This is a genomic window from Methylocystis silviterrae, assembly GCF_013350005.1.
Taxonomy (GTDB): domain Bacteria; phylum Pseudomonadota; class Alphaproteobacteria; order Rhizobiales; family Beijerinckiaceae; genus Methylocystis; species Methylocystis silviterrae.
The window spans coordinates 134,327-146,523 of record NZ_JABVWW010000003.1 but is presented as its reverse complement, the minus strand read 5'-3'; the positions used below and the strand labels follow the sequence as shown (position 1 = coordinate 146,523).

12 protein-coding genes are annotated in these 12,197 nt (G+C 64.6%); 5 read left to right on the top strand and 7 right to left on the bottom strand.

Annotated elements, in window-relative coordinates:
* Positions 1 to 119 precede the first annotated feature (119 nt).
* Complete coding sequence (locus HUN39_RS04285; RefSeq protein ID WP_175093258.1) at positions 120 to 731, top strand: phosphatase PAP2 family protein; 612 nt, start codon at positions 120 to 122, stop codon at positions 729 to 731.
* A gap of 39 nt (positions 732 to 770) precedes the next feature.
* Here HUN39_RS04285 and HUN39_RS04280 read toward each other — a convergent pair whose 3' ends face one another.
* Both HUN39_RS04280 and HUN39_RS04275 read right to left on the bottom strand, forming a co-directional pair.
* Positions 771 to 1,367, bottom strand: coding sequence for a GNAT family N-acetyltransferase (locus tag HUN39_RS04280; protein WP_175093257.1), 597 nt, complete (start codon positions 1,365 to 1,367; stop codon positions 771 to 773).
* A 264-nt stretch (positions 1,368 to 1,631) separates the two neighbouring features.
* Positions 1,632 to 2,777, bottom strand: a complete 1,146-nt coding sequence (locus HUN39_RS04275) for a type III PLP-dependent enzyme (RefSeq protein WP_175093256.1) — start codon at positions 2,775 to 2,777, stop codon at positions 1,632 to 1,634.
* A gap of 650 nt (positions 2,778 to 3,427) precedes the next feature.
* Between HUN39_RS04275 and HUN39_RS04270 the strand changes: the two genes are divergently transcribed.
* Positions 3,428 to 4,996: a glucan biosynthesis protein gene (locus HUN39_RS04270; protein WP_175093255.1), complete on the top strand. Its 1,569-nt coding sequence runs from the start codon at positions 3,428 to 3,430 to the stop codon at positions 4,994 to 4,996.
* A gap of 3 nt (positions 4,997 to 4,999) precedes the next feature.
* Here HUN39_RS04270 and HUN39_RS04265 read toward each other — a convergent pair whose 3' ends face one another.
* Positions 5,000 to 5,815, bottom strand: a complete 816-nt coding sequence (locus HUN39_RS04265; protein WP_175093254.1) for a creatininase family protein — start codon at positions 5,813 to 5,815, stop codon at positions 5,000 to 5,002.
* Between the two features lie 45 nt (positions 5,816 to 5,860).
* Positions 5,861 to 7,045 (bottom strand): hypothetical protein, encoded by a 1,185-nt coding sequence (locus HUN39_RS04260; RefSeq protein WP_175093253.1) that lies wholly within the window; start codon positions 7,043 to 7,045, stop codon positions 5,861 to 5,863.
* 166 nt (positions 7,046 to 7,211) lie between these two features.
* Between HUN39_RS04260 and HUN39_RS04255 the strand changes: the two genes are divergently transcribed.
* On the top strand, positions 7,212 to 7,679 hold the full coding sequence (locus HUN39_RS04255) for a DUF411 domain-containing protein (protein ID WP_175093252.1): 468 nt from the start codon (positions 7,212 to 7,214) through the stop codon (positions 7,677 to 7,679).
* Here HUN39_RS04255 and HUN39_RS04250 read toward each other — a convergent pair.
* The gene (locus tag HUN39_RS04250; protein ID WP_332310720.1) at positions 7,607 to 8,983 is read right to left on the bottom strand and encodes a BaiN/RdsA family NAD(P)/FAD-dependent oxidoreductase; all 1,377 of its coding nucleotides are present in this window, start codon (positions 8,981 to 8,983) and stop codon (positions 7,607 to 7,609) included. The genes HUN39_RS04255 and HUN39_RS04250 overlap by 73 nt on opposite strands.
* A 76-nt stretch (positions 8,984 to 9,059) precedes the next feature.
* Here HUN39_RS04250 and HUN39_RS04245 point away from each other — a divergent pair, with 76 nt between their 5' ends.
* Complete coding sequence (locus tag HUN39_RS04245) at positions 9,060 to 10,115, top strand: RluA family pseudouridine synthase (RefSeq protein WP_175093251.1); 1,056 nt, start codon at positions 9,060 to 9,062, stop codon at positions 10,113 to 10,115.
* Here HUN39_RS04245 and HUN39_RS04240 read toward each other — a convergent pair.
* The gene (locus tag HUN39_RS04240) at positions 10,106 to 10,396 is read right to left on the bottom strand and encodes a type II toxin-antitoxin system RelE/ParE family toxin (RefSeq protein WP_175093250.1); all 291 of its coding nucleotides are present in this window, start codon (positions 10,394 to 10,396) and stop codon (positions 10,106 to 10,108) included. The genes HUN39_RS04245 and HUN39_RS04240 overlap by 10 nt on opposite strands.
* Entirely contained in the window at positions 10,393 to 10,641 is a 249-nt protein-coding gene (locus HUN39_RS04235; RefSeq protein WP_175093249.1) for a type II toxin-antitoxin system ParD family antitoxin, read from the bottom strand. Before HUN39_RS04235 ends, HUN39_RS04240 begins: the two co-directional genes overlap by 4 nt.
* 528 nt (positions 10,642 to 11,169) lie before the next feature.
* Here HUN39_RS04235 and HUN39_RS04230 point away from each other — a divergent pair.
* A complete protein-coding gene (locus HUN39_RS04230; protein ID WP_175093248.1) occupies positions 11,170 to 12,186 on the top strand; it encodes a ribonuclease T2 family protein in 1,017 nt (338 codons plus the stop codon).
* The last annotated feature ends 11 nt before the right edge of the window (positions 12,187 to 12,197 follow it).

The window sequence follows — 12,197 nt, the reverse complement described above, 5'->3', positions numbered from 1 at the left end:
AAGCGCTCTAGCAGCGTCACCAAAACATCACATAAACGTCACGCAACCTCTATCGCTTCGTCACGTAAACGCAGCCTCCGCGTCGCGAAACCGCAGCGTCCGTCGCGTAGCGTTGCGTCATGGCGTTCACATCGGACCAGCTGGCGAAGATGACGCGAGACGCGTCAGCAAAGCCGCAAGCAGACATCGGCGTCGCCGCCACTTGGGGCCAACGTCTCCTCGAACTTGACCTCGCGGCGGTTCATCTCTTCTCTCGAACGGCGCGCTCCGCGATCGGCAGATTCCTCGCCGTCGCCATCAGCAAGCTCGGCAATGGATGGATCTATCTCATCCTCGCGCCCATCGTCCTCATCGGCCTCGGCTGGCAGGGGCTGCATGTCGCGGCGCTCGCGGGATTGAACGCCGCGCTGCTGCATATGCTCTATCCGATCATCAAGCGCCGCTTCGGCCGCAAGCGCCCGTTCCATGTCGACGCGCGGCTGCCGTCGCTGTTGAAGACGCTCGACGATCATTCATTCCCAAGCGGCCACGCCATGACGCTCACCGGCGTGCTCGCGCCCATCGTCATCGCCTGGCCGGCGACGACGCTATCGGCCGGCCTTCTTCTGCTGTCGATGGCCTGGTCGCGAATCGCGACGGCCCACCACTATCCGAGCGACGTCGCGGCGGGCGTGGCGCTTGGCGCCGGCCTCTCCTACCCGCTCGCGCGCGGCATTCTCGCCTATTGGTGAGCGTAGAGCAGGTTTCGAAAACGTTGACCGTGAAGCGCTCTATGCCGCCTGCGGCAAGTCGATCCGATGCGCAGCGGCGGGAATGACGCGCCCTTGCGCGGCCGATAGCGCGCCGTCGACAAGCTCCAAGCCAAGAAAGCGCGCGCGCTCGACCGGGCCCGGCATGGTGAGCCGCTCCGTGAAACGCCGCTCGAAACCGAAGCGCGCATAGTAAGGCGCGTCGCCGACGAGCAACACGGCGCGATGGCGCAAGTCGGCTGCGCGCGCGAGCGACTCGCGAATCAGCGCGCCGCCGACGCCGAGCGAACGCGCCTGCGCTGCGACGGCGAGCGGACCCAGCAACAACGCCGCACGCCCGCCGGCAAGAACCGGCCAAAGCCGCAGCGTGCCGATCAGCGCGCCGTCTTCGTCCGTCGCGACGAGCGCGAAGCCGGGCGCCGGCGCCGATCCGTCGCGCAGCCGCTGGCAGGTCTTCAAGAACCGCGCGGGACCCATGGCCTCGTCGAGCAAAGCTTCGCGCGCGGCAAGGTCGCTCGGCGCTTCATTGCGAATCGCAAATGGCGCAAGAGCGACAAGCGCTTCCGGCGCGACGTGCGACGCGCGGACGTGATTGGGGCATGCAAGTTCAAAGGCCATCTTTTCCTCCCTTAAGAAGGACAAGCGACCCTCGCGCCTGGCGCATGACGCGCCCGCCGATCGGGACTGGGTTTATCGGGGAATAAGTTCCCGCTTTCTTGCCGTCATGCCCGCGCTTGGCGCGGGCATCCACGCGAGGACGCCGCGGCGTGCTTCAAACGGAAAGAGACTTCCTCTTCCTGCTGATTTCCGCGACCTCTCGGCGTGGATGGCCGGGACAAGCCCGGCCATGACGCGCTCGCTGCGCAGACGCGCAGAGCCGACTCAGATCACATGCGTCTCGAGCGGCGGGAAGCCGTTGAAGCCCACGGCGGAATAGGTCGTCGTATAGGCTCCGGTTCCCTCGATCAGCACCTTCGCGCCGATCTCGAGCGAGATCGGCAGCTGGTAGGGCTGCTTCTCGTAGAGCACGTCGACGCTGTCGCAGCTCGGGCCCGCGACGACGCAGGGACTCGTCGGCGCGCCGTCCGCCGGCGTGCGGATCGGATAGCGGATCATCTCGTCGGTCGTCTCGGCGAGGCCGTTGAACTTGCCGATGTCGAGATAGACCCAGCGAATTTCGCTGTCCTCCTCCGACTTCTTCGAGATCAGCACGACTTCCGCTTCGATAAGCCCGGCGTTGCCCACCATGCCGCGGCCCGGCTCGATGATCGTCTCCGGAATGCGGTTGCCGAAATGCTTCGACAGCGCGCGGAAGATCGCGGCGCCATATTGCTTCACCGCCGGCACGTTCTTGAGATATTTCGTCGGGAAGCCGCCGCCGAGATTGACCATCTGCAGATTGATTCCGCGCTCCGCGAGTTCGCGGAAGATTTCCGAGGCCGACTTCAGCGCGGCGTCCCACATGCGCGGATTCGTTTGCTGCGAGCCGACATGGAAGGAAACGCCATAGGCGTTGAGGCCGAGGCGATGCGCGTGCTCCAGAACGCCCGTCGCCATCTCGGGCGCGCAGCCGAATTTGCGTGACAAGGGCCATTCGGCGCCGGAGCCGTCGCAGAGAATGCGGCAGAAGACCTTGGAGCCGGGCGCGACGCGCGCGATCTTTTCAACTTCCGCCTCGCAGTCGACCGCGAAGAGCCGCACGCCGAGCGCATAGGCGCGCGCGACGTCACGCTCCTTCTTGATCGTATTGCCGAAGCTGATGCGGTCGGGCGTCGCGCCGGCGGCGAGGACCTGCTCGATTTCGACGACGGACGCCGTGTCGAAGCACGAGCCGAGCGAAGCGAGCAGCGAGAGCACTTCCGGCGCCGGATTGGCCTTCACCGCGTAGAAGACGCGCGTATCCGGCAAAGCCTTGGCGAAGCCGACATAGTTTTCGCGCACGACGTCGAGATCGACGACGAGGCAAGGTCCGTTGTCGCGCCCGTTGCGTCGGCGCTCGGCGAGAAAATCGAGAATACGGTCAGTCATTGTGGCCCCCTTGCGCGGCGAACCGCGCCCAGATCGTTGAGCGTCAACGGACACGCCGCTCCGTTCGCCCGCGCGCGATGGAGACGCGACGAACGTTGGGTTTAGCTGTCCAAGGCCGCGCGAGCGCAAGCGCTCACACGGCTGGTTGATGCGCCGTTGACTGGACCGATGCGAAATGATGCACGCCTGAGCGCGCACGCTTCCGCGGGTACAGCCATCGATTGGAAGGGGAGAATCCCGATCCGCACGCCCGGCAAGAAAGACAAGCCTCTTCGGTACGCCGACCTTTGGAGGGTCGACAGAGACGAAAAAGCCCGGTCCGTCGTTGCTTTAAGTCGCGATCCTCCGCAGAGACGGAGTTCGCCGGTTCGCCTCCGGCTGCCGGTTTTACGCTGGCGGTTGACCGGCCTCTTGTCCGGATCCCCGCCTACCGACACACGACCACAGGCACGTGCGATTTGGGCAAGGACTTAGATACGCGCTTTTGCCGCTGTGACAAGCGGTTTTTGCCCCATGCGATTATTTTTTCAGCGGGCGATGCATGTCGGTCGCAAGAACCCTCGTGAGCCGCCGGCTTCTTGCGCAAGCGAGACGATGGGGCTAGAGCAGCAGTCAAATAGTGAAGGCAAGACCTTGGTTCGGACGCGGAAATGACGCGAATAACGCGGCGCCAATTCGCCGGGACGCTCTCTGCAATAGGCGCGCAATTTGCGCTCAAAGTCCCGGCGCTGGCGGCCTCAGACGCTCCCAAGCCGCGGTTCGATTTTGAGAACGTCGTGCAGCGGGCGCACGACCTGGCGCTGGCGCCCTTCGACGCTGCGGTTCCGCCGCGTCTGCCGGATCCCTTTGACGCTTTGGACTTCGACACATGGCGAGGGATTCGCTTCAAGCGCGAGCATGATATTTTCGCGGGCGCGGACGGCGGCTTCCGGCTAGAGACGTTCCATCTCGGCTTTCTCTATCGTCGCCCGATGACGGTGAATATGATCCGCGACGGCATCGCGACGCCGATTCCCTATTCGCCGGCGCTCTTCGACTATGGCCGCCTCAAGGTCGAAAAGGCTCCCCCCGTCAACACCGGTTTCGCCGGCTTTCGCCTGCATTTCCCGGTCAACGAGCCTCATGTTCACGACGAGGTGATCTCCTTTCTCGGCGCGAGCTATTTCCGCTTTCTCGGCCGCGATCAGAAATATGGGCTTTCCGCGCGAGCGCTGTGCGTCGAGACCGGCTCCGAGCACGAGAGCTTTCCGTTCTTCCGCGAATTCTGGGTCGAAACGCCGGAGAAGGGCAGCAATCACGCGACACTCTATGCGCTGCTCGACGGCGAGGCTGCGACAGGAGCCTTCAGATTCGATCTCTTCGCAGGACAGGAGAGCGCGCTCGAAATCCAGGCGACGCTTTTCCCACGGCGCACGGGGATGAAGCTGGGCCTCGCGCCGCTCACGTCGATGTATCTGACCGGCGAAAACGACCGGGATGTGCGCGACGGCTTTCGCACCGAATTGCACGATTCCGACGGGCTCTTGATCCATACCGGCGCCGGCGAATGGCTGTGGCGCCCGCTCACCAATCCTCCGCGAACGCGGATCTCGTCCTTTCTCGACAACAATAATCGCGGCTTTGGGCTGCTGCAGCGCGACAGAACGTTCGAATCCTATCAGGATCTTGATCTCGCCTATGAAAACCGCCCGAGCTATTTCGTCGAACCTATGGGCGACTGGGGCGAGGGGCGCATCGAACTGATCGAACTGCCGACGCGTGACGAAACGAACGACAATATCGTCGCGAGCTGGACGCCGGCAAAGTCGCCTGAGCCCGGCGCGCCTTTCGTTTACGCCTATCGTATCACCGCCGGGCTCGACATGCCGCAGCTCGCGCCCAACGGCATGGTCGTCAACACCTTCGAGGCGCCGGCGCGGGCGCTTGGCTCGGCCGAGCCCGTTAATCCGGGGGCGCATCGCTTTATCGTCGATTTCGCCGGCGGCGATCTCGCCTATTATGTCGCCGATCCGGGCCAGGTCGAAGCGGTGGCGACGACGAGCGCCGGGCGGGTGCTGCGCGCCAGCGTCGTGGCCAACGCGCATATCGGCGGACTGCGGGCGCTCTTCGACGTTTCGGTGCAGCCGGGCCAGACGGCCGATCTTCGGCTGTTTTTACGCGCGCACGGGCGGACTCTGACCGAGACTTGGACCTATCCGTGGACTGCGCCGGCGGCGTGACGCTCAGTCGTCCATGCTCTTGAGCCGCGTCAGGTCGAACGCCTCGACGTCGCGCAACAATTCAACGAAGGCCGTCGCCCAATAATCCGCAACCGCTTCGCCCTTTTCAGCGCTGGCTTTGGACGCATCGCCCATGGCGCCCGCCGGCGAGAGGTCCTGCGCCATCCAGCCGAAGCCAGCGGGTCGATCAGCGCGCAACCAGGCGAAATCGCGCTCGAAGTCGAGCGTCGCCGGCGGAAAGTTTTTGGCGCGCGCCATGTCGACGAGGTCCGGCCGGAAAGCGAGCATGAGCGACGTTTCGATTTCGCCGCCATGAATCCCATGGCGAAGCTCCGCCGCCGAGAACAGTCCGTCCGGATAGCCGAAACGCGCCCAGGAGACGATGACCGCCAGCGCGCCGAAACGGGCGCGCAGATCGAGCGCCGTCTGCGAGAGGAGCGCCGAATTGCCGCCGTGTGAATTGAGGAGCACCAGCTTTCTCACGCCTGCGCGCAGGACGCCCTCCGCAATCTCGAGGAGGACGCGCGACGCGGTCTCATTCGTCAGCGTCAGCGTGCCGGGAAAGTCGCGGTGCTCGGGCGAAACGCCGACACTCTGAAGCGGCAGAAAGACCGCTTCGAGATCTTCGGGCAGGCGCGCCGCGACTTGATCGATGCATCCTTCCATGATCATCGCGTCAACCCCGAGCGGCAGATGCGGCCCATGCTGTTCCACCGCCGCGATCGGCAGAATGGCGATGACGCGCGACATGTCGTGCGCGCGCATGTCGCGCAGCGAGAGTTCCGACCAGAAGGGCGACGGCAGCATAGCGCGCAGCATAAGCACGTTCCTTGCGAAGGGGAATGCTGACGGGTGCGCCGCGTATCAAAGCCCCGTCAGTTTCATGAACAGCTTTTGAGCCATCTCGGCGACAGGATATTTGAACAAGAAGAGCGGCGGCATCGGCAGCAGCGCCGCGGCGAGAATAATCGCCAGCAAGCGAATGCTGACAGGCGCCAGGCGCATATTTCGCACAACGCCGACGCTATTGCCGAGATCGGCAAGCGATTGCAGGTCCGGCGTCCCCAGCAAAGGCTCTTCGGCATGAGACGCTTCGCCAAGCCATTTGCGCTCGAAATCCTCGACGTATCGCGCGGCAAGCACCGTGTAGTCGCGCAGTCCCCGTTCTCTGCATTCCATCAGCTTGAAGGCGAAGAAACAGGGCGGACCGAGAAACAGCACGATGTCGATGATCACAATCATGGCCGTCGCCAGATAGATCGGGTCAAACGACGCGCCCGCCGACATTTCCTCGGCGAAACCGGCGGCGACGAGCAGTGAAATGGCGAACGCCAGAGGCGCCAAATGGGTTTGGACGACTTCGAGATATCCGAGGCCCCCGACGCCGTCGGGATGCGTCGGCGTCAGGTGAAGCTCCATTCGAGCCAGGCGCCACAGGAAGCGCCACCAGAGCGCGAGCCGCCAAACCCAACGAAACGCCAGAAAGCGAAAGAGCGGCAAGCAGACCATCCAGTACCACAAGCCCGCGAGCGGCATGAGGGCCAAGGCTCGGCCCGATTCGGGCGACGCGGTCTTTCCAGACAGATGAAGCTGCGCCGCGAAAAGAAACATCAGCACTGTCGCCGCGAGCGAGGTCGCATCCGGAATCCAGGAATTGCTCCAGCTGGCGAGGCTTCGGACTTCGGCCTGCAAGGCGGGAAGAGCCGTTCGCGACGCCACGCCGGAACGCAGAAGGGTCGAGAGAAACTCCCTCGCTTGCCGATCAAACGTGGTTTCGCAAAAAAACAGCAGCGGAATCACCGCCAGTAATCGAACGTGCCCGCCGATGACGGAGAGCGAAAAGAACTTTCCGCGATCGCCTTCAAGCGCCGCCAAGGCGACGAGGACGATCCAAGGGACCAGTCCCAGCGCGATCCCCAGGGGCAGCGTATTCGGCCCCGGACGGACGAGGCCGAGCCGCCTTCCCAGCCGGTGAAGGGGGCCGCCGAGAAGCGAGAATTCGCTGAGCAGGTCGTCGGCGATGTGCGGGCTAATGGCGGATTGGCTCATGCACCCCTTCCGATGGTAAGCGCTGCGTTCGTTCGCGCGACGTCTTGCAGCTTTTGCCGGCGACACCGACATACTACCGCAAGCGATCTTGCGCGAATGCCGCTCCGACGATGCGCCGGCATTCGAACGGGCGCGCATGGAGCGCGCGAGACAAGGACCGACGCTCATGGCGAATGACTTCACCCGACGCGATACGCTGCGGTTCGCCGCTTTCGCTGCGCTATTCCCCGGATGGGCGCGCGCCGAAGGCGCGACGAAGATCGTAATGCATAAGAGCCCGACATGCGGGTGTTGCGGCGCGTGGAGCGCGCGCATGCGCGAGGCCGGCTATGTCGTCGAGGAGATCGTCGAAGCCGATATGCCGTCGGTGAAGAAGCGCCTCGGCGTGCCTGAGGCGCTGTCCTCCTGCCACACGGCCGAGATCGACGGCTACATCGTCGAAGGCCATGTCCCCCCGCAGGCGGTCGCGCGGCTCCTAAAGGAGCGGCCGGACGCCGTCGGCCTCGCCGCGCCGGGCATGCCGGCCGGTTCGCCGGGCATGGAGGGCGGCGCAGCGGAGGTCTACAGGCTGTATTTGTTCGACGCGTCCGGGGCGCGCCCCTTTGGCGACTGGCGGGGCGACAAGCCCGTCTGATCGGGCTCGGGCGGCGCGACCGATTGGTCGGGCGAAAGGCCAAGATAGCGGGCGGCGCCGCGGCCCGCCGCCAGTCCGGTGGCGAAGGCCGCCTGCAACAGATAGCCGCCCGTCGGCGCGTCATAGTCGAGCATCTCGCCCGCGACGAAAACGCCCGGCAGCTTCTTGAGCATCAGATTGTCGTCGAGTTCGTCGAAGGAGACGCCGCCGGCGGTGGAGATGGCGCGCTCAAGACCTCCGACGCCTGTGACGGTGAGCGGCGCATTCTTGATGAGCCCGGCGAGCGTTTCCGCGTCGCGCGGCAGGCCCTCCCCGCGCGCCTCGCGCAGGAGCCCGATCTCGACTTTCGAGAACCCGGCCTTGCGCAGAAAATTTGCATGCGACTGTTTCTGCGGACGCCGTGACAGCTTGCGCGTCAGGCATTCGAGACTGGTGTCGGGCCGCAGATCGATCGACAGCGTGGTCGGGCCGTGTTTTTGCGTGACGTCGCGCAGCTGCGAGGAGAGCGCGTAAACCGGCCCGCCTTCGAGTCCGGCGCGCGTGACGACGACATCGCCGCGCGCCGTAGACGCGTCATGGCGCAGCAACGCCGTCTTGATCGGCTGGCCTTCGAAATCGGCGCGAAAGATCGCGCTCCACTCGATCAGCGCGCCGCTGTTGGCGGCGACGAGCGGCGTGACGCGCACGCCTTCCGCGCCAAGCCGCGCCGCCCAGGCGCCGTCGGAGCCGAGCCGCGGCCAAGAGGCGCCGCCGAGCGCCAGCACCAGGGCGTCGACCTTGCGGGTAAATTCGCCTTCCGGGCCGATCAGGCGCAGCGCCCCCGATTCGGCGAAGCCCGCGAAGTCATGGCGGGTCACGATCGTGACGCCAAGCCGCGACAGCCGCCGCAGCCAGGCGCGCAAGAGCGGCGAGGCCTTGAAGCTTGCCGGAAAGACCCGGCCGCTGGAGCCGACGAAGGTCGTCTCGCCAAGCTCGGCGCAGAAATCGCGCAGCGCCTGCGGCGGCCAGGCGCGAATGAACGGCGCAATTCTCGCGGCCGCCGCGCCATAGCGGGAGATGAAGCGCTCCAGGCCTTCGCTGTGGGTGATGTTGAGCCCGCCCCGCCCCGCCATCAGAAATTTGCGCGCGGGGCTCGCTTTGTGCTCATAGATGACGACTCGCGCGCCGGCGCGCGCGAGGGCGTCGGCGGCGAAAAGGCCGGCGGGGCCCGCGCCAATGACGGCGCAGAACGGTGCCTCGGCGTCGCTAATGGAAGAGCCTCCCTTGGGCGGCGTTTTTCGATGCGCAGAATGGCGAAGGTTCACGCCTCCGCTCGCGCCACGCCCGCGTTTCGGTGGCTCTCATATCATGTGCGCGTCGGCGCGCGGAAAAAAAGCTGAAATGACAGTCAAGGCTCTGCCTCAAATTGACGCATCCGCCGAGCGCTTCGAATTTCTCGTTGCGCCGCAGCACGCCGGCGCCCGGCTCGACCGCTTTCTCGCCGAACAGCCGGAGATCGTCGCCGCGCATCTGTCGCGCAGCCGCATCAAGGGGCTGATCGAGGACAACCGCGCGACCCTGGCCGGGGAGACGGCGCGCGATCCGGCCAAGAAGCTCGGCGCCGGAGATCACGTTACGCTCGACGTGCCGCCGGCGACTCCGGCCGAGCCGCAGGGCGAAGATATCGCGCTCACTATTGTCTATGAGGACGAACATCTCCTCGTCATCGACAAGCCGGCCGGCCTCGTCGTGCATCCGGCGAGCGCGCATGAGAGCGGCACGCTGGTCAATGCGCTGATCGCTCATTGCGGCGACAGCCTTTCCGGCGTCGGCGGGGTGAAGAAGCCCGGCATCGTGCATCGCATCGACAAGAATACGAGCGGCCTTTTGGTCGTCGCCAAGACCGACGCCGCGCATCATGGCCTCTCGCGCCTCTTCGCCGATCACGGTCGCAAACTGTCGCTGACGCGCGAATATTTCGCCTTCGTCTGGGGCGTTCCCGACCGCGCGCATGGAACAATCGACGCGCCGCTCGGCCGCCATTCGACGCAGCGCGAAAAAATGGCGGTGGTGTCGGAAGCGCGCGGCCGCGAAGCGATCACGCATTGGGAGAAGGTCGAAGATTACGGCGTCGCCGCGCTCCTGCGCTGCCAGCTGGAGACCGGCCGCACCCATCAGATCCGCGTGCATATGGCCCATATCGGCCATCCGCTGATCGGCGACAAAACCTATGGCGCGGGATTTAAAACCAAGGTCGCGAAACTGACGCCCGCTGCGCGCGAGATCGTCGAGCGTTTGGACCGCCAGGCGCTGCACGCCGCGACGCTCGGTTTCGCGCATCCGGTGACGCGCGAAGAGATGATGTTTGAAAGCGAATTGCCGGAGGATTTGGCGGGGTTGCGAGAGGCTTTGGGAGACACAGCGAAAAGCGGAACCGACCGCAGCTCTCAAAGGTGACGCTGGAAATCCATCCTCTGATGCAGAATGCGGACGACTTCCACGCCCTTTGGCGCTTTCCGGTAAAAGAGCACATGAGCGCCGACAGCGTGCTTCCGGTAGCCGGCGCGAACGTCGTCGCAGGCGCGGCCGCGCTCGGGATCGGCGGCGACATAGGTCATCGCCACCGCGAGTTGGCGAATATAGTTTTCCGCTTGATCAGCGCCCCAATGGGCGACCGTGTAATTCCAAATGTCTTCGAGGTCAGCCTGCGCTCGCGGCGTGAGCGTATAACGTCTCATCCCTTGACGTTTTCGGCCCGCTTGCGCGCGATGAACGCCTCCATGTCGAAAGGCGTCGCGTCGCCGCTCTCTTCGCCTTCGATCAAGGCGACGCGCAGCGCGGCGAGCCTGGTCTCCTGCTCTTCGAGCAAGCGCAGCCCGGCGCGCACGACATCGCTCGCCGAGCCATAGCGCCCTTCGGCCACTTGGCTTTCGACGAAGGCGGCGAGACGATCGCCGATGACGACGGACGTGTTCCTAGCCATGGGGCCGGCTCCCAGCTTCTGGATACCAAAATATGGTACAGCGCCGTTGGGCGCAACCTCGCTTGGCGCCGAAGAGACCGCGCTAGCGGCTGTCTCGTGGCGACGTTCAGCGTCCTTCCTTCTGCGCCTTCGCCGTTTTGCCGCTGCGCTCCTTGGCCTTCGTCTTGCGCATGTTCTCCTTGTTCTTTTCCGGGCTCTCGAATTTCGAGGCGCCCGCCTCATGCAGCGCGATCGCGACCGCCTGCTTGGGGTTATCACTTTCTTTCCGCCGCCGCTCTCCAGCTCGCCATGCTTGTACTCATGCATGACGCGCTCGACGGTTTTCTTCTGTTCGGGCGATTAATGTCTGGGCATCTGCGCGCTCCCCGCAATACGCCTCATACAACTGGGGAAGGTCGCCGGAGTTTCATCCCTTACGAGACGTCGCTTTCGCGGACGTCGAAATAATCGCGCAACCAGACAATGCTTGCTCGCCTGCGCCGCCGAGATTACCCTCGCGCGTTGCCGATGTTTTTTGGAGTTGGCGTCATGCGCGCACGCGCTGTTCGAATGCTGCTTTGCTCGTCATTGTCGCTCGTCGCCTCAGGCGCGACGGCGGATACGCCTGCATCGGGAACTTTCGTCGCCCGTCAGTCCTGTCCCGCGCTTCAATCGATCAGAACCGGCGCCAATCCGGGCAATGTCAGCGTCGAGCCGAATGGGCATTATTCCATTTTCGCCAAGAACAAGCCGAACGCGACGCATTATCTCATCGATGTCCCCGACGCTCATCCAGGACGCCGCTGGGTCGCGGTCGGATGCGGCGAGGCGAGGCTCGCTGAGGGCGGCGGCCAGCCGGCGAGCGGCGGCGAAGAAGCCTCCGGCGCGCAAGAGCCTGACGGCGGCCCTGCGGCGCAAAAGCCGGATTACATCCTCGCGGTGAGCTGGCAGCCGGCGTTTTGCGAAGGCAAGCCCGACAAGACGGAATGCGAAACGCAAAGACCCGACCGGTTCGACGCGACGCATTTCACGCTGCATGGACTCTGGCCCAAAAAACAATATTGCAACGTCGATCGCCACATCGTCGCCGCCGATAAGGACAACCGGTGGAACGGCCTGCCCGAGCCCGAACTCTCCGACGCGACAAGGCATGCGCTGTCGGAAGTCATGCCGGGAACGATGTCGCTGCTCGAACGGCACGAGTGGATCAAACATGGCACGTGCTTTCCGGGAAGCGCGGCGGAAGCCTATTTTTCACGGACACTCGCGCTGATATCTCAGCTGAATAGCTCCAAGGTTCAGGGGCTTTTCGCGGCGCATATCGGCGAGGAAATCACGCGCGACCAACTTAAGGCGGCGTTCAACGAAACCTTCGGCGACGGAGCCGCGGATCGCGTGCGCGTCAGCTGCAAGAGAGACGGCGGCCGCAATCTCATTGTCGAGATGACCATCGGATTGGTGGGAGACGTCAAACCCGACAGCAAACTCGCCGATCTCATGGCCGCCGCGCCGGCGACGGACCCCGGCTGCCCAAGCGGAATCGTCGATCCGGTGGGGTTGCAGTAGTTATAGGCCAA